The organism is Sphingomonas turrisvirgatae, assembly GCF_001721295.1.
Classification (GTDB): domain Bacteria; phylum Pseudomonadota; class Alphaproteobacteria; order Sphingomonadales; family Sphingomonadaceae; genus Sphingomonas; species Sphingomonas turrisvirgatae.
Genome location: NZ_MDDS01000086.1, coordinates 135007 through 155996, shown reverse-complemented (window position 1 = coordinate 155996; position 20990 = coordinate 135007). Strand labels below are relative to the sequence as shown.

Here is a 20990-nt window from a genome sequence, read left to right as displayed (position 1 = left end):
CAAAGTCCCGCCAAACGAAGCCCATGGAACGGCTTTTCTTTACCGAGCACCTGGCACCTAGAAGCTGCCAGACCCGGGGCCGCCGCCCACATGTCCCTTCATCAAAATCACTATGTCAAAGAGCGACAAAAACCGACGCACCGCCTAACCCCTTTTTCTCGGGGCGACCTGTGCGCCTAGTTTTTGGTGACCGTCGCGCCGTTCCGTGTGGCTCACCGCGTCGGTGGAGTGGCTTCTATGCCCAGTGTTGGATTCGGTCAACAGCCTTCTTGCATTTTTGTTTCAAGCGGACGGAAAGCCGCGGAAAACCGCCATTTACGCCGCTTAAAGAGGTGGCCGGCATAAGGCCGCCATGCCCGAATCGACCGCCCAGCCGACGAATCAGCCCCGGGAATCGCTGCGCCAGCAGGTCCGCAGCGCGGTAATCTGGCGTTCGGGGACGCAGATCGTCGGGCAGATCATCGCCTGGGCATCGACCTTCCTCGTGATTCGACTGCTCGATCCTGCCGACTATGGCCTCTTTGCCATGACGCAGGTGATCCTGGTCCTGCTCAACATGCTCAATGGCTATGGGCTGGCGAGCGGCCTCATTCAGCAGCCGCATGTCGAACGGCGCGCGATGCGCCAGCTGTTCGGCATGCTGTTGCTGCTCAACCTGACGCTCGGCGCCGCGCAGTTCCTGATGGCTCCGCTCGCCGCCGCTTATTACCGGCAGCCCGAGGTCGCGCAGCTGCTGCGCGTCCAGGCGCTGCTCTATCTTGCGACGCCATTCATCGCCTTTCCCTATGCCTTGCTCGCGCGAGCGATGGACTTTCGCAAGCAGGCGCAGGTCAACCTCGTCTCCGCCACTGCCGGCGCGCTCGCTGCGCTGGCCGGTGCCTATTCCGGCCTTGGCGTCTGGACACTGGTGTTGGCACCGATCGTGCTCTTCGCCACGCGCGCGATCGGCATGACCTGGGCGGCGGACTCGCTGATGTGGCCAAGCTTCGACTTTCGCGGCGCCGGTGCCATGGCGCGGTTCGGCGGGCTGATGGCGGCGGGGCAGCTATTCTGGTTCGTGCAAAGCCAGGCCGATGTGTTCATCGCCGGGCGGCTGTTCGATCCGCACACGCTCGGCATCTATACCACCAGCCTGTTCCTGACTCAGATCCTGGTCCAGAAATTCGTGCCCGCGCTCAACGAAGTCGCCTTCTCCGCCTATGCGCGGATGCAGGACGATGCGGCGGGCGCGGCAACCGCCTTTGCCAAGTCGGTGCGGCTGATCATGGTCGCCGCCATGCCCTTCTATCTCGGCCTGGCGACCACGGCCGAGCCGCTGGTGCTGGTCGCGCTGGGCGAGAAATGGCGCGAGGCTGCACCGATTGTCCATCTCCTCGCGCTCGCCATGCCGTTCATGACGCTGCAGATCCTCTTCGCGCCGGCGACCGACGCGCGGGGGCGGCCAGGTATCGGCGCGCAGACCTCGGCGATCGGCGCGCTGCTGCTGCCGGCCGCATTCCTGGTGGGCGTGCACTGGGGCGTGATCGGCATGGCCATGGCGTGGATCGCGGCCTGGCCGGTGTTCTTGGGCGTTACCGCGTGGCGCAGCCTTCCGGTGATCGGTCTGTCCTGGCGCGGCTGGCTGTCCGCCATCGCGCCGCCGGTCACGGCAGCCGTCGCGATGGCGCTGCTCGTGACGCTGCTCGACCACAGCTTGCCGGTGATGGGCGCACTCCCGCATCTCCTCCTCGTCACCGCCGCGGGCGCCGCCATCTATGGTGCATGGCTATGGCTGTTCGCGCGATCGACCGTGCGCGAAGCCATTGCGATGATCCGGCGCTAGGCCGTCTGGATATAGACGCGCAGGTCGTTGGCTTCGGCCTCGATCCGCTCGATGCGGTGTTTCACCAGATCGCCGATCGATACGAAGCCAAGCAGTTGCCCGCCCTCGACCACCGGCAGATGGCGGATGCGCCGCTGAGTCATCAGCGAGAGCGCGGCGAGCACCGGCTGAGATCGCGTTACGGTGATCGCCGGCGCGGTCATCACCTCGCGCACCGGCTTGTCGAGCGCGGCCGCGTCCGCGCTTTGCAGGCAATGAATCACGTCGCGTTCGGAAAAGACGCCGGCCACCACGCCGTCGGTCAACACCGGCACCGCGCCGATCCGCCGCTGCGACAGCAATGCCACCGCTTCGCGCACGGTCGCCTCGCTGCCGATGGTGACGACATCCTGCCCCTTTTCGCCCAGGATCGCTGCGATCGTCATCGCTAGTCTCCTACTTCCTGTCAGAGGCGATTGAGATTCCCATGTTTCGTCCCCAATTGAAAGAGCATGGGACGCGATTCATCAGCAGATGCGGTCAGCCGCCGCTATCACCGCATGTTCAGGCTGGTCGGAGCGATCGCGTTCGCCTCCGCGGTGCTCGCGGTCGGCGCGCTCTATCTCTCGCTCGGCGAGTTCCAGCTCCACGCCTCGATCGCAATGGCCATCGGCATCGGCCTGTCGGTGCTGCTCGGCGGCGTGCTGATGGGCCTGATCTTCGTCAGCAACGCGAGCGGTCACGACGACCGCGCGGGATAACCGTTTGAAGTTCAGCGGCGCTGAATGCGCCGCACCCGCCCGCTCCCCACCCGGCCACCCATCGGCAGGATATTCCGAAATGGGTGTCAGGAGCGGGCCGGTGCGGCAGCTATCTATATAGCCTCGCGGAGGGCTTAGCTGTTGGTGAGGCTGAGGAACACGTCCTCAAGGTCTGCCTCTCGCGTTGAAACATCGACGATCCCGAACCCGGCCGACTGCACCGCGCCCAGCACCTCGCCGGCATTCGCCTTGTCCTTGGCATAGGTGATGACCAGCGTCCGCTCGCCCTTCTGCTCGATGCGCAGGAAGCAGCGATTGTCGGGCAGCGCCGCGATGTCGCGATCGACGGTCACCTCGACCGCCTTTTCCTGAGTCTTGCCGACCAGCTCGCGCGTCGGCTCGTTGGCGATCAACCGGCCGTGGTTGATGATCGCGATGCGGTCGCACAGCTGCTCGGCTTCTTCCAGATAATGCGTCGTCAGCACCACCGTCACGCCACGCTGGTTGAGCTCGCGGACATATTCCCACAATTGCTGGCGCAGCTGGATGTCGACGCCGGCGGTCGGCTCGTCCAGCACCAGCACCGGCGGCGTGTGGACCAGCGCCTTTGCCACCATCAGCCGGCGCTTCATGCCGCCCGACAGCGTGCGCGAATAGGCGTTCGCCCTGTCGTCCAGATGGACTGCGCGCAGCAGCTCCATCGACCGCCGCTCACGCTTGGGCACGCCGTACAGTCCAGCCTGGATCTCCAGCGTCTCGAGCGGCGTGAAGAACGGGTCGAACAGGATCTCCTGATTGACGATGCCGATCGCGCGCTTGGCGTTGCGCGGATGCTGGTCGATATCGAAGCCCCAGATGCTCGCACGCCCGGCGCTCTTGTTCACCAGTCCCGCCAGGATGTTGATCAGCGTCGACTTGCCCGCGCCATTGGGCCCGAGCAGGCCGAATATCTGCCCGCGCGGCACGGTCAGGCTGACATCGCTCAATGCCTGCTTGCCGCCCTGATAGGTCTTGGACAGCCCTTCGATCTCGATTGCCGCGTCGCTCATCCCCGCGAATTGGGACGGCGGGCGGCGCTTGGCAAGCTAAACCGCTTGCCCACCCACTTGCCCACCTCGCGCCGCGCGCAGCACAGATCGGCCAAGACATGCGCTGACGCTCTGGGAAACCCGATTGACGACATGTGACGCCGGCGATTGCCCGGACTGGCGCGCTTTGCTAACCGGCGTTCCATGATCGCACCGCCCGAAGTCACTCGCGTTTCCCAGCCCCGTGTCGCATGCGACGGCGCGCAGGCCGGCATTCCGGCTGCGCTCGGCCATCCGCGCGTCTATCTTCAGATCGATGAGCATGGCTATGTCGATTGTGGCTATTGCGACCGCCGCTTCGTGCTGATCGGCGGCCCGGCCGACGGCGTCGACCAGGGCGACCTGCCGGACATCGCTGCGGGCGCGAGCGTCTGAGCATAAACGTCATCCCGGCTTTTGCCGGGATGACGGGTAGCCTCTGCGTCTAACACCCCTATATTCGCGGGCATGTACAGCGATCCCCGTGGCTTCCTCTATCGCGACGGCTTCGATGCCGACGCGGCGCAACGCCTCACCGCCTCGATCCTCGCCCGTGCCGAGGACGGCGAACTCTACCTGCAATATCGTAAGTCCGAGGCGTTCGGTTTCGATGACGGCCGGCTGAAGACCGCTTCCTACAACACCGATTCGGGGTTCGGCCTGCGCGCGGTGTCGGGCGAGACCACGGCCTTTGCCCATGCCAATGAGATCAGCGAGGCCGCGATCCGCCGCGCTGGCGAGACGATGGCGCTGATCGACCCCGCACAGGCCGCGCCCGCCGCCGCCCCGCCGCGAACCAACCGGCACCTCTATACCGATGCCGATCCGCTCGACCTCGTCCCCTTCGCCGACAAGGTGAACCTGTGTCAGGCGATCGACGCCGCCGCCCGCGCGCGCGACCCGCGCGTCGTACAGGTCTCGGCCAGCCTGCTCGGCTCGTGGAGCGTGGTCGAGATCGTGCGGCCGGATGGCTTTATCGCGACCGACGTGCGCCCGCTCGTGCGCCTCAACGTCTCGATCGTGGTCGAACAGAATGGCCGGCGCGAGACTGGCAGCTACGGCACCGGCGGACGCGCGCTCTATGACCGGCTGATGCAACCCGAAACCTGGAACCGCGCGATCGACGAGGCGCTGGCACAGGCGCTGGTCAATCTCGAAGCGATCGATGCGCCTGCCGGAGAGATGACGGTGCTGCTCGGCCCGGGCTGGCCCGGCGTGCTGCTGCACGAGGCGGTCGGGCACGGCCTCGAAGGCGACTTCAACCGCAAGGGTACCAGCGCCTTTTCCGGCCGCATCGGCGAGCGTGTCGCAGCGCCCGGTGTCACCGTGGTCGACGATGGGTCGATCATCAACCGGCGCGGCTCGCTGTCCATCGACGACGAAGGCACGCCGACGCGCGAGACGGTGCTGATCGAGGACGGCATCCTCAAGGGGTATATGCAGGACCGCTTGAACGCGCGCCTCATGGGGGTCGAGCCGACCGGCAACGGCCGACGCGAATCCTTCCAGCATGCGCCGATGCCGCGCATGACCAACACCTTCATGCGCGGCGGCAAGGACGATCCCGCCGAACTGCTTTCGCGCGTCAGGAAGGGCATTTTCGCCAAGTCGTTCGGCGGCGGGCAGGTCGACATCGTCTCGGGCAAGTTCGTGTTCAGCTGCACCGAGGCCTATCGCATCGAGAACGGCCGCATCGGCGCGCCGATCAAGGGCGCGACGCTGATCGGCGATGGGCCGACCTGCCTCACCAAGGTGATCGGCATCGGTAACGATTTCGCGCTCGACGAGGGCATCGGCATGTGCGGCAAGGGCGGGCAGAGCGTCCCCGCCGGCGTCGGTCAGCCGACCCTGCTGGTCGAGGGCCTGACGGTGGGCGGCACGGCGGCCGACTGACTGGCTAAATGCCGGTGAGAAGCAGATCGAAGGCGCCCGCGATGGCATAGCGCTCCGCTTCGAGCGAGCCGATCGCGGGTCCAAGGTGGCGCGCACGAATCTGCACGTCCACCATCCAAGTCTCGCACTAGCGATCGACCCACACCTAGAGAGCCTAAAAAATAAGCAGCACTTCGCTGCTGCACAATTTTTAACGATCCCGTAACATTCCGCCACCCGTCCAGTAGACGCAATTGCGCTCTTTTCGACTTTGGCACGCCCCTTGCGATGGTTGATCCGGGTCAATCGAAAGGGGGCGGAATGAAACTCGTCATCGCCATCATCAAACCATTCAAGCTGGATGACGTGCGTGAAGCACTCACCGAGCTGGGCGTGGCCGGCATGACCGTGACCGAGGTGAAGGGCTTCGGACGGCAGAAGGGCCAGACCGAAATCTACCGCGGCGCGGAATACAGCACCAACATGGTGCCCAAGATCAAGATCGAGGTGGTCTGCGCAAGCGACATCGCCGGCCGAGTGGTCGAATCGATCCAGGCCGCGGCGAACACCGGCGCGATCGGCGACGGCAAGATCTTCGTCCTCGATGTCGGCCAGGCGGTGCGCATCCGCACCGGCGAAACCGACCAGACCGCACTGTAAAGGGGGGGTATTCCATGAAAACTGCTTTGAAGATTGCAGCGGCAGGCGCTGGCGCCGCGCTGTTCGCGGCGCTGCCCGCCTGGGCGCAGGACGCTGCCGCCGCCGCGCCGGTGCCGGACAAGGGCGACACCGCCTGGATGATGATTGCGACCGTGCTGGTCATGGCGATGATCGTACCCGGCCTCGCACTGTTCTATGGCGGGCTCGTCCGCACCAAGAACATGCTCTCGGTGCTGACCCAGGTGCTCGCCGTCGCCAGCTTCGCGATGATCCTGTGGGTCATCTACGGCTATACCATGGCGTTCGGTGACGGCGGCAACGCCTTCATCGCCGGCTTCGGCAAGGCGTTCCTTGCCGGCATTACCGCGGATTCGACCGCCGCGACCTTCAGCGACGGCGTGGTCATTCCCGAATTCGTGTTCATCGCCTTCCAGATGACCTTCTCGGCAATCACCGTCGCACTGGTTATCGGTGGTCTGGTTGAGCGCATGAAGTTCAGCGCGCTGATGGTCTTCGCGGCCGTCTGGCTGACGATCGTCTACTATCCCATCGCGCACATGGTCTGGGCGGGCAACGGCCTGCTGTTCAACTGGGAACCGGCGGCGCTCGATTTCGCGGGCGGCACCGTGGTGCACATCAATGCCGGCGTGTCGGCGCTGGTCGGCGCGATCATTCTCGGGCCGCGCATCGGCTACAAGAAGGAGATCATGGCCCCGCACTCGCTGACCATGACGCTCATCGGCACGGGCCTGCTGTGGGTGGGCTGGTTCGGCTTCAACGCCGGCTCCGCGCTCGAAGCCAATGGCTCGGCTGGCCTGGCGCTCATCAACACCTTCGTCGCGACCGCTGCGGGCGTGCTGTTCTGGATGCTGACCGAGCGGCTGCTGGGTCACAAGGGGTCGCTGCTCGGCGCCTGCTCGGGTGCCATCGCGGGTCTCGTCGCGGTCACGCCGGCCGCGGGCAATTCGGGTCCGTTCGGCGCCATCCTGCTCGGTGCGATCGCTGCCGTCGCCTGCGCCTTCTTCGTGGTCTCGGTAAAGCCCAAGCTCCAGCTGGACGACTCGCTCGACGCATTCGGCATCCACGGCCTGGGCGGCATCATCGGGTCGATCGGCACGGCCTTCACCATGCTGCCGGGCCTGGGTGGGCCGGGCGCGGATGATTATGCACTCGGGCCGCAGCTCGTGACTCAGGTCATCGCCGTCGCGATTGCGGTACTCTGGGCCGCCGTGGGTTCGGCCATCGCCTTCACGATCGCCAAGCTGGTCACCGGCCTGCGCGTCACCCACGAAGTCGAGCGCGAAGGCCTCGATCTCGGCGAGCATGGCGAGCGCGCCTACAATTATTGACGAGATTGGGGCCGCGCCGGACGGGCCGGCCCCTCACCATGTTCCTCCTGCGGACGACTGGGCCGGTGGCGAAATCCACCGGCCCTTTTTTGGCCGATGCCAAAGGCGGCTCCGGCCCGCTCCCCCACCCGGCCACCCGTTCAGGGTACGCTCGTGGGTGGCCGGGTGGGGGAGCGGGCCGGAGCCGCGCCGATCACGAATCCGCGCGAACGAAGTCGGCACAGCGCTCGCCGATCATGATCGTCGGCGCATTGGTGTTCCCCCCGATCAGCCGCGGCATCACCGATGCGTCGGCGATGTACAGCCCCTCGACCCCGCGCACGCGCAGCTGCGGATCGCACACCGCCGCTTCGTCCGACCCCATGCGCGCCGTCCCCGCCGGGTGATAGATGGTGTCGGCCCGCGCGCGGATCAGCTTCTCCAGCATCGCATCGTCATGCAGGTCGAACGGTTGTCGGTCCCGCCCGCCGAACCGCCGCAGCGGCGCCTGTTCCAGGATGCGGTACATCAGCCGCGTGCCGCGCATCAGCGCATCGACATCGGCAGAATCGCTCAGGAATTGCGGATCGATCAGCGGCGCGTCGCCGGGATCAGGTGAGGCCAGCCGCACCGTCCCCCGGCTCTGCGGCCGCAACACACAGGCGTGGCAGCTATAGCCATGCGCCTTTACCTTCGCCCGTCCGTGATCCTCGACGATCGCGATCAGGAAATGCAGCTGGATGTCGGGCGCGGGCAGCGCCGGATCGGTCCGCAGGAACGCGCCCGCCTCGGCAAAGGGTGACGTCATCGGCCCGCTGCGATTGAGCTTCCAGCGCGCGATGCCCGCCAGCCCTTTCAGCGACCCGATCAGCGACCGGCCCAGGAACAGGCTGCCCGGCGTCTCGAACGCCGCGATGTAATCGAGGTGATCCTGCAAATTGCCGCCGACCGCCGCGCGCTCGACCTGCACCGCAATGCCCATGTCCTGCAAATGCCGCCCCGGCCCGATGCCCGACAGCATCAGCAGTTGGGGCGTCGCGAACACCCCGCCCGCCAGCACCACGCGGCCTGCGCGGATCGTGCGCGCCTCGCCGCCCCGGCGATAGGCGACGCCCCACACCCGCCCGTCCTCGAACAACAGCCGCTCGACCTGCGCGTCGCAGAGGATCGCCAGATTGTCGCGCGGCTTGAGATATGCGTGCGCCGCGGTCCAGCGCTCGCCGCCCTTCTGCGTCACCTGATACAGGCCGACGCCTTCCTGACGCGCGCCGTTGAAGTCGTCGTTGCGCGCGATCTGCAACTGCTCGGCCGCTTCGATGAACGCGTGCGATCCGGGATGCGCGAACCGCTGGTCGCTGACGTGCAGCGGTCCCTTGTCGCCGTGCCACGGGTCGGCGCCGCGCTCGTTCGCCTCGCTGCGCCTGAACACCGGCAGCACGTCGTCCCAGCTCCAGCCGGTGCAGCCGAGCGCGGCCCAATTGTCATAGTCCCAGCGATGCCCGCGCACATACAGCATCGCGTTGATCGCGCTCGACCCGCCCAGCCCCCGGCCGCGCGGCTGATACCCGCGCCGCCCGTTCAGCCCCGGCTGCGGCACGGTTTCATAGCCCCAGTTGGTCGCCGGCGTCTGCATCGCCAGCGCGCCGGGCATCAGCGTACGGAACCCCGCATTGCGCCCGCCCGCCTCCAGCACCGCGACCTTGTATCTGCCCCCTTCGCTCAGGCGGCCGGCGGCGGCGCTGCCTCCGCTTCCTGCGCCGATAACGACGATGTCGGCTTCTTCCACGCTTCCCCCCGCCTCTCCTGCCGCACCTTCCAGCGCGTCTTGATGCTTTCCGACGTGTCGCGGCTGCCGTCGTGACTCCAGCCCGGCGGACCGAACATATAGCCGAGCCGTGCCCGCCAGTCCGGCGCGTGCCACACGTCTTTCGCGATTCCCCACCATTCATGGAACGCCGCGCGCAGCACGCTGAAGTCGGGCAGGTTGTGGACGATGCCATAACGCGGCCGATCATCGTCGCGCTCGCCCTCGAACGTCCCGAACAGCCGGTCCCACACGATGAACACGCCGGCATAGTTGCGATCGAGGTACCGCGCGTTCGTCGCGTGATGGACGCGGTGGTGCGATGGCGTGTTCATCACCGCCTCGAACCAGCGCGGCATCCGGCCGATCACCTCGGTATGGATCCAGAATTGATAGACCAGATTGAGGCCGGCGACGAAGAAGATCATCGCCGGCGGAAAGCCGATCAGGAACAGCGGCAGCCGGAACAGGAACGCCAGGCTGAAAAAGCCGGTCCAGGTCTGCCGCAGCGCCGTCGACAGGTTATAATGCTGCGAACTGTGGTGGATCACATGGCTCGCCCAGAACCAGCGCACGCGATGCGCTGAGCGGTGAAAGGCGTAATAGGCCAGGTCGTCGAGCACGAAGGCGAGCACGAACCAGTACCACGCATAGCCGATGTCGAAGAGGCGGAACTGGTGAACCCATGTCGCCAGCGCGAACACCATGCCCGCCGACAGCACGCCGGCGACCGTGCTGCCAAAACCGAGCAGCAGCGATGTCAGCGTGTCGCGCGGGCAGTAACGGCTGCGATCCTTCACGCGCGCCACGATCATCTCCGCCAGCACCAGCGCGACGAAGGCGGGCACCGCGAGATCGACGGGATCGGGAAGCTCAGCCACGATCCATATTTACGCCAATGTCAGCAACCGCGTCCAGCCGCTGACCAACACCCTGTGCGTCGGCAGGGTTCAGCGTGAGCAGCACGGGGATGGGATCGCCGCTCTCGATGCGCAGGCCGGCATCGCTTGCCTGCCACTGCGGCCGCCGCACCTCGCGCACGATGAACCGCGCGCCGCTCGGCCGGATCAGCGCGACCGTGCCATGACTTCCGAACACCACCGCGCCGCCGCCATCGGCACACACGACGGCGTCGCTCGCCTCAAAGCCGGCAAGCCCCTCCTCGGCCAGGCGGATCGCTTGTGCCGCATCAGCAATCCGGCCGCTCTCGCCCAGCCGCAATGCCCAGGCGATCCCGGCCAGCATCAGCACCGCCACGAGCGACCCCGCGGCGAGTGCCCAGTTCATGTCAGGCCTTGCCGGACAGCTGGTCGAGCAGCGGACGAAGCCCGGTCAGATTATAGCCGGCCCCGGCGGCCTGTTCGATCAAGTGGTCGGGCCGGTCACCCTTGCTTGCCTGCGCCAACGCCCACAGGTTGGTGGAACGCGTGCCCGACCGGCAATAGGCCAGCACCGGGCCGTTCGCCGCATCGATCGCCGCGCGCATCGCCTCGACCTGATTGGCCGAAAATCCCGCCTGGGTGACGGGGATGGCGTGATAGAGCATCCCCTGCGCCTCGGCCGCCGCGCGCACCGCCTCGCCTGCCGGCTGGCCTGCATCCTCATCGTCCGGGCGATTGTTGATCACCGCGACGAAGCCCTGCTGCGCAATATCGGCAAGGTCGGCGGGTTCGATCTGCGGCGCGACCGAAATCTGGTCGTTGATACGGCGAATGTCGGCCATCGATTACTCCTTGGCAGATCCTGGCCCGCTACCCTCGTCATCCCGGCCTTGTGCCGGGATCCACCGGGCGGCAAGTGCCGGACTCGATCCTCGATCCCATCGCTAGCCGCACCGTGGACCTCGGCACAAGCCTGTCCAGAGTTTCGTCGGACGGGCCGAGGTGACGAAATCAGCTGTCGCGGATGACCTTCAGGAACGCGTCGCCATAGGCGTCGAGCTTGCGCTCGCCCACACCGCTCAGCATCGCCAGCGTCGCGCGATTGGGCGGACGGCGCACGGCCATCTCGCGCAGCACCGAATCGTGAAAGATGACATAGGGCGGCACGCCGGCTTCCTCCGCCAGCTCGCGCCGCTTGGCTCGCAGCGCTTCGAACAGCGCCGCATCGCCCTCGGCCAGCGCGACGGCCGGCTCGCCCCGGCGTTTGCGGCCCCGCTCGGCCTCGGGCGCCATCACCACCTCGACCTTCGCCTCGCCGCGCAAGATCTCGCGCGCATTGCCGCCCAATGCCAGCCCGCCATGCTCGTTCGGCACCAGCACGCCGCGCGCCTGCAACGCCCGCGCGACCGGCTTGACCAGCGCCATCTCCTCGGCCTCGGCAACGCCGAACACCGACAGCCGGTCATGCCCCCATTTGTCGATCCGCTCGTCGCGCGATCCGGCCAGTACCTTTTCCAGATGCCCGACGCCAAAGCGCTGACCGGTGCGATACACCGCCGACAGCAATTTGCGCGCGATCTGCGTCGCATCCTGCACGCCGGGCGCATGCAGGCAATTGTCGCAATTGCCGCAGCGTTCCGGTGGGGTCTCGCCGAAATAGCGCAGCAGCACCGCGCGGCGGCACTCGGCGGTCTCGACCAGGCCGGCCAGCGCATCCAGCCGCGCCCGCTCGGCCGCCTGGCGGTTCGCCGGCATCTCCCCCAGCCACTCCCGCGCCCGCGTGAAATCGCCCGGCGCCCAGAACAGGTGCGCCACCGCCGGGTCGCCGTCGCGCCCGGCGCGGCCGCTTTCCTGGTAATAGCCCTCGATCGATTTCGGCAGCCCGGCATGCGCGACAAAGCGCACATCGGGCTTGTCGATGCCCATGCCGAACGCGATCGTCGCGACCATCACCATGTCCTCGGATCGCACGAATTCGGCCTGGGCGCGGCGGCGTTCGTCGGGCGCCATTCCGGCATGATAGTAACGCGTCGGCCGCCCCGTCCCCGCCAGCGTCGCTGCCAGCTTCTCGGTGCGGTCGCGCGACGTCGCATAGACGATCCCCGCGCCCGGCGTCCGCTTGACCAAGCTCGCGATCGCCGACCCCTTCGACGCCGTGTTGCTGATGGCATAGCGGATGTTGGGCCGGTCGAACCCGGCGACGATCAGCCCCTCGTGCGGGATGCCCAGCTGCTCGAGGATATCCTTGCGCGTGTGATTGTCCGCCGTGGCGGTCAGCGCCAGCCGGGGCAGGTCGGGAAAGCTGTCGAGCAATGGCCGCAACAGGCGATAATCGGGGCGGAAGTCATGCCCCCATTCGGATACGCAATGCGCCTCGTCGATTGCGAACATCGACAGGGGCGCCTGCCGCAACAGGTTGCGAAAGCCCTCGTTCGACGCGCGCTCGGGCGCCACGTACAGCAGGTCCAGCTGGCGCTCGCGAAACCGCCTGATGGTCTCGTCGCGATTGTCGTCGGCGCTGGTCAGCGTCGCGGCGCGAATGCCGACCGCTTCGGCCGCACGCAGCTGGTCGTGCATCAGCGCGATCAGCGGCGATACGACCAGGCACGTCCCCTCCAGCATCACCGCCGGCAGCTGATAGGTCAGCGACTTGCCGGCCCCGGTCGGCATGATCGCCAGCGTGCGCTGTCCACCCAGCACGCGGGTCACCACATCGCGCTGAACCCCGCGAAAGTCGGGAAAGCCGAAAGTCTGTCTCAGGACGTCGCGCGGATCACTCATGCCGGCGGCCTATAGCCCAGCCCGCCCGGATATGCGCGCAAAGCGGTGGCGCATTTGCGATATTTGCGCGCCGCTCGTGCAACACTATCTTTGCCCGGCATGGAGGCTCACGAATGACTTCGGACGCGATCACCGACAATCAGGCGCGCAGCCGGTTCGAGCTTGCGGTCGAGGGCCATGTCGCCTTCGCCGCTTATACGATCGACGGCGACACGATCACCTTCACCCACACCGTCGTACCGCCCGAACTCGAAGGGCGCGGCATCGCCAGCCGCCTCATCGCCCATGCGCTCGGCGAAGCGAAGGGACGCGGGCTTAAGGTCGTGCCGCAATGCCCCTTCGTCGCCGCCTATATCGAAAAGCACCCGCAATGGCAGGCGCTGCTGGCCTGACCCGGTCCGGCGCACTGCCGACAGCCTAGAAATCCGCGCCCAGCGTCACCGCCGGACCCGACCCCGGCCGGGCGTTGCCGGCGACTCGCTCGCGCCAGTCGATCGACAGCTTCACCGCCCGCCCGCCCAGCGGCAGCGTCGCGACCGCGCTCGGCCCCAGATCCAGCCGGGTCGCATCGCGCTGCGCCGCGCCCCACACGCCGCCCCCCAACGCCACGCGCGCCGGTCCGATGCCGGCGACCTCGCGCGTGACGCGCACCGCGCCGTCGGCAAAAGGATCGGCGCGCCCGCGCCACACGATGCCGGCCTGGCCATAGGCGCTCAGCTCGAACTCGATCGGCAGCTCGATGGCATCCACGCCGCCGACCACCCCAATGGCGGGGCCGCCAGCGTTGCCGTCCAGTCCGACGCGCTGCTCGGCCACCACGCGCAGCGGCAAGTCGCTCGGCTGCCATTCCACGCCCAGCGCGACCTCGCGCGCCGCACTGGCCAGCGGCGCCGTCGCGCGCAGATAGGCTCGCAGCCGCTGGCTTTCGTCCAGGGCATAGGCGACGCGCAGCCCCGCCTGGTCCCCACCCAATAGCGGGCCGCCCGCCGGCGCGCCGCGCCCGGTCACGAACCACCCGCTCGCCGACCAGCGCGACGGCAGCTGCACCGACGCCGACGGCCCGGACGGCAGCACCAGCCCGGGCAGCGCGCCGACCGGCGCGCCCAGCACTTCTGGTCGTTCGAGCGCGACCAACTCCGCCGCCTCGGCAGCCGGCTCGCCACGATCCGCGCGTTGGGGCGGCGGCCATGCCGGCCGGGCCACGGCAGGCAGCGCGACGGCAAGCGGGACGAACAGCGATGGCGCTGCTCGCTTGGCCGACGCCACCACCGCCGGCTCCGCCGCCACCGCACCCTGGATCGGAAAGGCTTCCTCGATCGCCGCCGGCAAGTCCCCGCCGTCGGGCCACAGGATCAGCACGCGGGCACCGGCCCAGCCCGCGGCGACCAGCGCGACGAAGCGCAACGGCCGCCCCCGCCCGTTCACCGCGCCGACGCTCCGACCGGGGCGATCTCGTCGGGAAAACGGTGCGTGGTCTTGTCCCAGCGCGGCCGCTCGCCTCGCAAGGTTGGCCAATAGGTCGCCAGCGCCCGCCGCGCGGCCAATAGCGACACGAGGTTCGCGGCAAACACGCGCGGCAGCGACAGCAGCGCCTGCCGCCAGCCATAGGCGCTGCCGGTGAACGCCATGCGCAGCGCCAGACGCCAGCTCATCAGCCCGGCATTCACTGCCAGCAGCCACGCCATCACCCCATCGGGCAGCGGCACCGGCCGGCCGGTCAGCGCATGGCCGATCAGCGAAGCGCCCCAGGCCAACAGCGCGAGATAGGCGATTGCCAGCACCGGAATGGCGAGCGTCGCGCGGCGGTCGCGCATCCGCATCCAATTCTCGCCCGGGCCGCGACCGCGCGCCCAGCCGGTGCGGTCCCAGCCCGCCAGCGCGATCCCCGTCATCCATCGCGCCTTCTGCCGGACCGCGCTGGTGAGGCTGTTGGGGAAGTACGCGCGCACCGCGATCAGCGCGCCCGATGCGTCGCGCCGCCGCACGAAGCGAGTGCGCCCGCCGACCCTGGCGACGGTAAGGCCCAGTTCGTAATCCTCGGTCAGGCTCGATTCGTCGAACGGATCGCCCCCGCGCGCGTCGGCAATCCGCCCCAGCATGTCCCGCGATATGGCGCAGCCCACCCCGGCAAACGGCAGCGCCGCACCGACAGCCTGCCGCACGATCAGCGATTTGCCATGCGCTTCGGCAAACTCGTCGCAATAATGGCCCGAAATCAGCGGCGATCCAGCATCGGTCAGCGGCAGCACGGGCAACTGCACCGCATCGTACCGCGTCAGACACGTCGCAAATACGCGCAGCTCGTCGGGATGAACCACGTCCTCGGCATCGTGCAGCACGATCGCGCCGGCCGGCTCGCCCGTCGCCTCGTCGCGCAGCAGCGCCCGCCACAGCGAATTGAGGCAGTCGGCCTTCGTCGTCGGGCCGGGTCCTGCATTCACCACCAGCCGCACCCGCGCGTCCGCTGCCGCCATGCCGGCGACGATCGCGGTCGTCGCCGGATCGTTGGGATAGGTGCCGACATAAAGCCGGTAATGGCGATAGGCATAGCGTTGCAGGGTCGCGCGCAGCATCGCGCCGATCACGCCGGATTCGTCCCAGGCCGGTATGAACACCGCCATCGGCGGGCCGCAATCGATCAGCGGCGGCTCGCTGCGCCGCGTCAGCTTCGTACGCACCCAGGTCAGCAAATAAGCGGCATCGACCAACAGGTCGTCGATCCCCCCGATCAGGAATCCGATCGCGCCGAACAAGATCGTCTCGCGTGCGATCGCGTCGATAATCCAGATGATCGAATCGACGCTCAGCCCCGTTCCCCCGATACGACCGACATTTAGTTCACAATGGTTTCACCACATCAAGCGACAAGTTGCAGGGACACAACGAAAAAAATCCGGCGCTTCGGGGTGAAGCACCGGATTTCTGCATTCTTCGTGGTGTCGATCGCAGCCGTTCAGCCGTCGTAATCGGCGCCCAGATTCTGATTGCGCGGCGGCGCGGCAGCGGTCAGGCGCAGCGCCTCGGCCGATGCGGCCAGGCTGCCGACTTCATCCGGCGCTTCCTCGTCGTCGATCTGCACCTTCTGCAGGCTGCCGACCAACGCTTCCTGCAGATGATCGGGACGCACGGTCTCTTCGGCGATCTCGCGCAGTGCCACGACCGGGTTCTTGTCGCGGTCGCGATCCAGCGTCAGTTCGGCGCCGCCCGAAATCTGCCGCGCGCGCTGAGCGGCGAGCAGCACGAGGTCGAACCGGTTCGGAACCTTGTCGACGCAATCTTCAACCGTGACGCGCGCCATGAACGCTTCCTTGAAACGAGACTATCGGAAAGCGGGCCATCTAGGCCCCGGCATGTCCAGAGTCAAGATTTTCGGCCGACGCGGGCGGCCTGGCGTCCGATCCGCAACAAAGCATGGCACCATCGCGCCGCTTCGTGCATTCGCTGATCCATGGAGCAGGGGCCCCTCACCATCCCGCGCGGCCTGCCGCTCGAGCCACCGCCGCAGCCGGTGTTCGCGCTCGACGGCAACCGCCTGACCCTGCTCGACACGGGGCCGCGCCGGCTCGACGCACTGCTCGGACTCATCGACACCGCACAGGTCTCGCTGCGGCTGCTCTACTATATTTACAGCGACGATATGGCGGGCGCGCGGGTGCGCGACGCGCTGATCGCCGCCGTGCGGCGCGGCGTGCAAGTCACGCTGATCGTCGATGGGCTGGGCAGCGATCCTGCCCACGACAACGGCTTCTTCGCCTCGCTCAAACATGCCGGCGGCGGCGTCTGCTTCTTCATGCCGCGCCTTGGCCGCCGCTATCTGCTGCGCAATCACCAGAAGATCGCGCTGGCCGATGCCGAGACTGCCGACGCCCGCATCATCATCGGCGGGTTCAACATCCAGGACGATTATTTCGGCGCGCCGGGCACGAATGGCTGGCGCGATCTCGGCCTGCTGGTCGAGGGGCCGGCGGCGGCGCGGCTGGGCGGCTATTTCGATGCGCTCTGGACCTGGGCGAAACAGCCGCGCGCACCGCTGCGCCTGTTACGACAGGCGCTGTCGGACTGGAGCGAGCCAGCCGGCAAGCTGCGCTGGCTGATGGGCGGCCCGACGCGGCGGCTCTCACCCTGGGCGCGTGCGGTGCGCCACGACCTCAAGCATGCGCGGCGCGTCGATATCCTCGCCGCCTATTTCTTTCCCAGTCCGGCCATGATCACGCGCCTTGGCCGCGCCGCCCGCCGCGGTGGCGAGGTGCGCGTGATCGTCCCGTCGATCACCGACAACAGCCTGACCCTTAGTGCAGCGCGCTTCACCTATCGCGGCCTGCTGCGGCGCGGCGTGCGCATCTTCGAATATCTCCCGACCAAGCTGCATACCAAGCTGTTCGTGATCGACGACGCGGTGCAGATCGGCTCGGCCAATTTCGATATGCGCAGCCTGTTCCTCAACCTCGAAGTGATGCTGCGCATCGACGACCGCGCCTTTGCCGCGCACGTCCGCGCCTATGTCGATGCCGAAGTCGCGCGCTCGCTGGAAGTGACGAAAGCGCTGCACCGCCAGCGCACCGGCCTGTGGACCCGGATCAAGCAGGCCGCGATCTATTTCGTGGTCGGCGTGCTCGACTATCGCGTGACTCGCAGCCTCAATAACGACGCCGAAGATTGAGCCCGGGCGCAGCGGCCCGGGCCGTCCTTCATTTAACCGTAGCCAGCACCGCCTCGGCCTTGGTCAGCACCTCGGGCGTCAGCTTGTCGCCGGCATAGGCCTTCAGCTGGTTGAGGCTCATGCCCTTAAACATCTCGTACGATTCGTGCGTCGTCACGCCCGGCACCGCGGCGTCCAGCGCGGCCTTCGCCCTGGCATCGGCGACGATGTCCTGCAACGGCGTGTCGAGGTTGAACTTGGCGGCAGCAGCAGCGGTCGCCGGTGCGGCGGTCTGCGCGCCGGGATGAGCCGTCGCGGCAGGAACGATCGAAACGGCGGCAACGACGGCAATGGCAATGGTCTTCATGCGCAATCCCTCCAACGGCGCGCAGGATCTTGCCGCCGGCCCGATGGGCAGGGTTGACGCTAGCGTAACTTGCCGCCCGGCGCGATAGCGCTGCGGAACCGTTGCGCCCCCGCCATGGTTCAGCGCTCATGCGCGCCTTTGCCGACCTTCTCGACCGGCTGATCTACACGCGCTCGCGCAACGCCAAGCTGCGGCTGATCGGCGACTATCTCAAATCCGCGCCCGATCCCGATCGCGGCTGGGCGATGGCGGCGCTGACCGGCGATCTCGACCTGCCGGGGGTCAAGCCGGCGATCATCCGCGCCATGGTCGACGAACGAGTCGATCCGGTGCTGTTCCGCCTCAGCCGCGACTTCGTCGGCGACACGGCGGAGACGGTCGCGCTGATCTGGCCGGAGCCGCTGACACCGCCGCCGCAATCCGATCCGCTCACCCTGGCCGCCGTCGTAGACCGGCTGATGACGCTTTCCCGCTCCGAAGCGCCCGCCGTCCTGGCCACCATGCTCGACCGGCTCGAAGCCGATGAGCGTTATGCGCTGCTGAAACTCGCCACCGGCGCCCTGCGCGTCGGCGTCTCCGCGCGTCTGGCCAAGACCGCGCTGGCCGAAGCCTTCGGCATTCCGGTCGATGCGGTGGAAGAGGTGTGGCATGGTCTTAAGCCACCCTATGCCGAGCTGTTCGACTGGGCCGAGGGTCGCGCGGCCCAGCCCAGCGCGGCGAACGTCCCGGTCTTCCGCCCGTTCATGCTCGCCCATCCGCTCGAGGAGACGCAGGTCAGCCTCGCCGACTATGCCGCCGAATGGAAATGGGACGGCATCCGTGTCCAGCTGGTCCATGTGGCGGGCCAGACCCGGCTCTACAGCCGCGCCGGCGACGACATCACGCACAGCTTCCCCGAAGTCGCCGCCGCCTTCGCCACCCCGGGCGTCCTCGACGGCGAGTTGCTGGTCAAGGGCGAGTTCCAGGGGGGCGAGGCCGCGTCGTTCAACGCGTTGCAGCAGCGGCTCGGCCGCAAGCAGGTGTCGGCCAAGATGCTGGCCGACTATCCCGCCTTCGTCCGTCTCTACGACATTCTGTTCGACGGCGCGGAGGATCTGCGCGAGCAGCCCTGGACCGATCGCCGGGCGCGGCTCGAAGCCTTTGTCGGCCGGCTCGATCCCGATCGGTTCGACATCTCGGCGGTGATCGACGCCGCGGACTTCGCCGCGCTCGAGGAAATCCGCGCCGGCGCGCGCGATGCGGCGATCGAAGGGGTGATGCTCAAGCGCCGCGACAGCGCCTACATCACCGGGCGGCGCGTCGGCCTGTGGTACAAGTGGAAGCGCGATCCGCTCACCGCCGATTGCGTGCTCATGTATGCGCAGCGCGGCAGCGGCAAGCGTTCGTCCTTCTATTCCGACTATACCTTCGGCGCCTGGACGCCGGAGGGCGAGCTGCTGCCGGTCGGCAAGGCGTATTTCGGCTTCACCGATGAAGAGCTGAAATGGCTCGACCGCTACGTCCGCAACCACACCGTGGCGCGCTTCGGGCCGGTTCGCGAAACCGACAAGACGCTGGTGCTCGAGGTCGCGTTCGATTCGATCCACGAATCCAAACGGCACAAGTCGGGTCTCGCCATGCGCTTCCCGCGCATCGCCCGCATCCGCAACGACAAGCCGGCGAGTGAAGCGGATACGATCGAAACTCTGCGGCGGCTCGCGACCTGATCGCGTATCGTCGGCCGCAACGCCGCTGGGGTATCGCAACACCACGATGGTGATCCATCGCAGGAAGTTGGTCGTCACGGTCGCACGTCGCCTCGTCCGCTCACCCGGCCTGCGTCCAAGAAACCACCCCCTTTTTCACGTGAAACCTATTTGGTTCGATCGCTTTGACTCGCATTTGTCGCATGGTGCTGGCATCCCGCTCGTGATGCGCGCCGCCTTGTTCCTCCTCCTTATCGCGACCCCCGCCGCGGCGCAGGTTCGCGCCATCCCGGCGCAGCCGGCCAGCGAGCGCGAGGCGCTGCGCGGCGTCGAAGTCATCCTGATTAACGAAGGCGCCAGCGCGGTACCGGCGGAAGGGCCGCGTCAGATCGAGGTCACGGCCGCCGACGGCACCCGGCTCGTCCTTGAACGACTGCCCGCACCGGCCGCGACCGTCGCGCCAGGCAGCTTCGTCAAAGCGCGCTACGTGCCGATCGCCTATGCCGCCCGCCCCGCGCCGCCAACGAACATCCCCGGCCAGCCTGCGCCCGCCCCGTCTACGGTCGGCAGCGCCTATGCCGGCGATCTCCCGCCGCCACCCGCCACTGGCACCGAAAGCGAAACCCTCGCCTCACTCGGCAGCGCCGCCGGTTTTCTCGATCGCTTCAGCCCGCACGAGCCGATCTATGGCGTATTCGGCCTGGACGATGCCGGTGCCAAGCTGCAGGTCAGCTTCGCCTTCCAGCCGTTCGGCGGCGACGGCGCGGCCAGCCGCCTCAAATTCGCCTATACCCAGACGATGTTCTGGCGGCTCGACCTGCCGTCCGGTCCGTTCACCCACACCACTTACTCGCCCGAAATCTTCGCCGACGTGCCGCTCGATCCGACGGCGACGCTCGGCATCGGCTGGCGCCACGATTCGAACGGCGAGGGCACGGCCACCTCGATCGACGCCAATCGCCTGTTCGTGCGGCTTACCAAGGCGTTCGACCTGGGCAATGGCTGGCGCGCGGAAGTCGCGCCGCAAGGCTGGGTCTATGTCGGCACGCAGGGGGTCGCGCCCGATCTCGACCGCTATTGGGGCCATGCCGCGCTCGGCCTCACGCTGGTCAAGCCCGACAGCCTCAAGCTCAGCGTGACCGCCCGCGGCGACGTTCGGTCCGGGCGCGGCGCGGCCGAGTTGTTCGCCTCCTATCCGTTGGCGCGGATCGATGGCGGCATCGGCTTCTACCTGTTCGGTCAGGCCTTTACCGGCTTCGGCGAAGCGCTCGACGATTACCGCCGCCGCGACAGCCATGCGCGGATCGGCATTGCGCTCACGCGATGAAGGTCCATAACGGGCGC

General features: G+C 67.5%; 22 protein-coding genes. 10 read left to right on the top strand and 12 right to left on the bottom strand.

Going from position 1 to position 20990, the window contains the following annotated elements; translation table 11 throughout:
* Positions 1–352: 352 nt before the first annotated feature.
* Positions 353–1822 (top strand): lipopolysaccharide biosynthesis protein, encoded by a 1470-nt coding sequence (locus BFL28_RS19960; RefSeq protein ID WP_069322269.1) that lies wholly within the window; start codon positions 353–355, stop codon positions 1820–1822.
* Here the strand turns inward: BFL28_RS19960 and BFL28_RS19955 are convergent.
* The gene (locus tag BFL28_RS19955) at positions 1819–2247 is read right to left on the bottom strand and encodes a CBS domain-containing protein (protein WP_069322268.1); all 429 of its coding nucleotides are present in this window, start codon (positions 2245–2247) and stop codon (positions 1819–1821) included. The genes BFL28_RS19960 and BFL28_RS19955 overlap by 4 nt on opposite strands.
* Positions 2248–2313: 66 nt before the next feature.
* Here BFL28_RS19955 and BFL28_RS19950 point away from each other — a divergent pair, with 66 nt between their 5' ends.
* Complete coding sequence (locus BFL28_RS19950) at positions 2314–2562, top strand: hypothetical protein (RefSeq protein WP_069322267.1); 249 nt, start codon at positions 2314–2316, stop codon at positions 2560–2562.
* A gap of 134 nt (positions 2563–2696) precedes the next feature.
* On the opposite strand, the gene BFL28_RS19945 is transcribed toward BFL28_RS19950, so the two are convergent.
* A complete protein-coding gene (locus BFL28_RS19945; RefSeq protein WP_069322266.1) occupies positions 2697–3611 on the bottom strand; it encodes an ABC transporter ATP-binding protein in 915 nt (304 codons plus the stop codon).
* A gap of 183 nt (positions 3612–3794) precedes the next feature.
* Between BFL28_RS19945 and BFL28_RS19940 the strand changes: the two genes are divergently transcribed.
* Together BFL28_RS19940 and tldD are read left to right on the top strand one after the other, a co-directional pair.
* The gene (locus BFL28_RS19940; protein WP_069322265.1) at positions 3795–4025 is read left to right on the top strand and encodes a zinc-finger domain-containing protein; all 231 of its coding nucleotides are present in this window, start codon (positions 3795–3797) and stop codon (positions 4023–4025) included.
* A gap of 72 nt (positions 4026–4097) precedes the next feature.
* Entirely contained in the window at positions 4098–5522 is a 1425-nt protein-coding gene (gene tldD, locus BFL28_RS19935) for a metalloprotease TldD (RefSeq protein ID WP_069322264.1), read from the top strand.
* A 4-nt stretch (positions 5523–5526) separates the two neighbouring features.
* On the opposite strand, the gene BFL28_RS21640 is transcribed toward tldD, so the two are convergent.
* The gene (locus BFL28_RS21640) at positions 5527–5637 is read right to left on the bottom strand and encodes a CcdB family protein (protein WP_241527419.1); all 111 of its coding nucleotides are present in this window, start codon (positions 5635–5637) and stop codon (positions 5527–5529) included.
* A gap of 185 nt (positions 5638–5822) precedes the next feature.
* Between BFL28_RS21640 and BFL28_RS19930 the strand changes: the two genes are divergently transcribed.
* Both BFL28_RS19930 and BFL28_RS19925 read left to right on the top strand, forming a co-directional pair.
* Complete coding sequence (locus BFL28_RS19930; RefSeq protein WP_069322263.1) at positions 5823–6161, top strand: P-II family nitrogen regulator; 339 nt, start codon at positions 5823–5825, stop codon at positions 6159–6161.
* A 14-nt stretch (positions 6162–6175) separates the two neighbouring features.
* Positions 6176–7510 carry an ammonium transporter gene (locus tag BFL28_RS19925; RefSeq protein ID WP_069322262.1) on the top strand — a complete coding sequence of 445 codons (1335 nt, stop codon included), beginning with the start codon at positions 6176–6178 and terminating at the stop codon, positions 7508–7510.
* Between the two features lie 193 nt (positions 7511–7703).
* Here the strand turns inward: BFL28_RS19925 and BFL28_RS19920 are convergent, their stop codons facing one another.
* The 5 genes from BFL28_RS19920 to recQ all read right to left on the bottom strand — a co-directional run bounded on the left by BFL28_RS19920 (position 7704) and on the right by recQ (position 12955).
* The gene (locus BFL28_RS19920) at positions 7704–9275 is read right to left on the bottom strand and encodes a GMC family oxidoreductase (protein ID WP_069322261.1); all 1572 of its coding nucleotides are present in this window, start codon (positions 9273–9275) and stop codon (positions 7704–7706) included.
* Positions 9209–10174, bottom strand: coding sequence for a sterol desaturase family protein (locus BFL28_RS19915; protein WP_069322260.1), 966 nt, complete (start codon positions 10172–10174; stop codon positions 9209–9211). The genes BFL28_RS19920 and BFL28_RS19915 overlap by 67 nt, the downstream gene beginning before the upstream one ends.
* On the bottom strand, positions 10167–10580 hold the full coding sequence (locus BFL28_RS19910) for a hypothetical protein (RefSeq protein WP_069322259.1): 414 nt from the start codon (positions 10578–10580) through the stop codon (positions 10167–10169). The genes BFL28_RS19915 and BFL28_RS19910 overlap by 8 nt, the downstream gene beginning before the upstream one ends.
* A 1-nt stretch (position 10581) precedes the next feature.
* Positions 10582–11016, bottom strand: coding sequence for a protein tyrosine phosphatase family protein (locus BFL28_RS19905; protein WP_069322258.1), 435 nt, complete (start codon positions 11014–11016; stop codon positions 10582–10584).
* Positions 11017–11185: 169 nt separating this feature from the next.
* Positions 11186–12955: a DNA helicase RecQ gene (gene recQ, locus BFL28_RS19900; protein ID WP_069322257.1), complete on the bottom strand. Its 1770-nt coding sequence runs from the start codon at positions 12953–12955 to the stop codon at positions 11186–11188.
* A gap of 113 nt (positions 12956–13068) precedes the next feature.
* On the opposite strand from recQ, the gene BFL28_RS19895 reads away from it, so the two are divergent.
* A complete protein-coding gene (locus tag BFL28_RS19895) occupies positions 13069–13347 on the top strand; it encodes a GNAT family N-acetyltransferase (protein WP_069322256.1) in 279 nt (92 codons plus the stop codon).
* Positions 13348–13372: 25 nt separating this feature from the next.
* Here BFL28_RS19895 and BFL28_RS19890 read toward each other — a convergent pair whose 3' ends face one another.
* From BFL28_RS19890 to rpoZ, 3 genes are all read right to left on the bottom strand, one after another.
* The gene (locus BFL28_RS19890) at positions 13373–14380 is read right to left on the bottom strand and encodes a hypothetical protein (protein WP_069322255.1); all 1008 of its coding nucleotides are present in this window, start codon (positions 14378–14380) and stop codon (positions 13373–13375) included.
* Complete coding sequence (locus BFL28_RS19885; RefSeq protein ID WP_069322254.1) at positions 14377–15747, bottom strand: glycosyl transferase family protein; 1371 nt, start codon at positions 15745–15747, stop codon at positions 14377–14379. Before BFL28_RS19885 ends, BFL28_RS19890 begins: the two co-directional genes overlap by 4 nt.
* A 161-nt stretch (positions 15748–15908) precedes the next feature.
* Positions 15909–16253 (bottom strand): DNA-directed RNA polymerase subunit omega, encoded by a 345-nt coding sequence (gene rpoZ, locus BFL28_RS19880; protein WP_069322253.1) that lies wholly within the window; start codon positions 16251–16253, stop codon positions 15909–15911.
* A 150-nt stretch (positions 16254–16403) separates the two neighbouring features.
* On the opposite strand from rpoZ, the gene BFL28_RS19875 reads away from it, so the two are divergent.
* On the top strand, positions 16404–17615 hold the full coding sequence (locus BFL28_RS19875; RefSeq protein ID WP_069322252.1) for a phospholipase D-like domain-containing protein: 1212 nt from the start codon (positions 16404–16406) through the stop codon (positions 17613–17615).
* 28 nt (positions 17616–17643) lie between these two features.
* Here BFL28_RS19875 and BFL28_RS19870 read toward each other — a convergent pair whose 3' ends face one another.
* Positions 17644–17961, bottom strand: a complete 318-nt coding sequence (locus BFL28_RS19870) for a hypothetical protein (RefSeq protein ID WP_069322251.1) — start codon at positions 17959–17961, stop codon at positions 17644–17646.
* A gap of 128 nt (positions 17962–18089) precedes the next feature.
* Between BFL28_RS19870 and BFL28_RS19865 the strand changes: the two genes are divergently transcribed.
* A complete protein-coding gene (locus BFL28_RS19865) occupies positions 18090–19667 on the top strand; it encodes a cisplatin damage response ATP-dependent DNA ligase (RefSeq protein WP_069322250.1) in 1578 nt (525 codons plus the stop codon).
* 205 nt (positions 19668–19872) lie between these two features.
* A complete protein-coding gene (locus tag BFL28_RS19860; RefSeq protein ID WP_069322286.1) occupies positions 19873–20973 on the top strand; it encodes a phospholipase A in 1101 nt (366 codons plus the stop codon).
* The last annotated feature ends 17 nt before the right edge of the window (positions 20974–20990 follow it).

Bases quoted from the DNA above. Each gene is read 5' to 3' on its own strand.
- BFL28_RS19960 (WP_069322269.1), top strand. From the start codon at position 353: ATGCCCGAATCGACCGCCCAGCCGACGAATCAGCCCCGGGAATCGCTG.
- BFL28_RS19955 (WP_069322268.1), bottom strand. From the start codon at position 2,247: ATGACGATCGCAGCGATCCTGGGCGAAAAGGGGCAGGATGTCGTCACC.
- BFL28_RS19950 (WP_069322267.1), top strand. From the start codon at position 2,314: ATGGGACGCGATTCATCAGCAGATGCGGTCAGCCGCCGCTATCACCGC.
- BFL28_RS19945 (WP_069322266.1), bottom strand. From the start codon at position 3,611: ATGAGCGACGCGGCAATCGAGATCGAAGGGCTGTCCAAGACCTATCAG.
- BFL28_RS19940 (WP_069322265.1), top strand. From the start codon at position 3,795: ATGATCGCACCGCCCGAAGTCACTCGCGTTTCCCAGCCCCGTGTCGCA.
- tldD (WP_069322264.1), top strand. From the start codon at position 4,098: ATGTACAGCGATCCCCGTGGCTTCCTCTATCGCGACGGCTTCGATGCC.
- BFL28_RS21640 (WP_241527419.1), bottom strand. From the start codon at position 5,637: ATGGTGGACGTGCAGATTCGTGCGCGCCACCTTGGACCCGCGATCGGC.
- BFL28_RS19930 (WP_069322263.1), top strand. From the start codon at position 5,823: ATGAAACTCGTCATCGCCATCATCAAACCATTCAAGCTGGATGACGTG.
- BFL28_RS19925 (WP_069322262.1), top strand. From the start codon at position 6,176: ATGAAAACTGCTTTGAAGATTGCAGCGGCAGGCGCTGGCGCCGCGCTG.
- BFL28_RS19910 (WP_069322259.1), bottom strand. From the start codon at position 10,580: ATGAACTGGGCACTCGCCGCGGGGTCGCTCGTGGCGGTGCTGATGCTG.
- BFL28_RS19905 (WP_069322258.1), bottom strand. From the start codon at position 11,016: ATGGCCGACATTCGCCGTATCAACGACCAGATTTCGGTCGCGCCGCAG.
- recQ (WP_069322257.1), bottom strand. From the start codon at position 12,955: ATGAGTGATCCGCGCGACGTCCTGAGACAGACTTTCGGCTTTCCCGAC.
- BFL28_RS19895 (WP_069322256.1), top strand. From the start codon at position 13,069: ATGACTTCGGACGCGATCACCGACAATCAGGCGCGCAGCCGGTTCGAG.
- rpoZ (WP_069322253.1), bottom strand. From the start codon at position 16,253: ATGGCGCGCGTCACGGTTGAAGATTGCGTCGACAAGGTTCCGAACCGG.
- BFL28_RS19875 (WP_069322252.1), top strand. From the start codon at position 16,404: ATGGAGCAGGGGCCCCTCACCATCCCGCGCGGCCTGCCGCTCGAGCCA.
- BFL28_RS19870 (WP_069322251.1), bottom strand. From the start codon at position 17,961: ATGAAGACCATTGCCATTGCCGTCGTTGCCGCCGTTTCGATCGTTCCT.
- BFL28_RS19865 (WP_069322250.1), top strand. From the start codon at position 18,090: ATGCGCGCCTTTGCCGACCTTCTCGACCGGCTGATCTACACGCGCTCG.
- BFL28_RS19860 (WP_069322286.1), top strand. From the start codon at position 19,873: ATGCGCGCCGCCTTGTTCCTCCTCCTTATCGCGACCCCCGCCGCGGCG.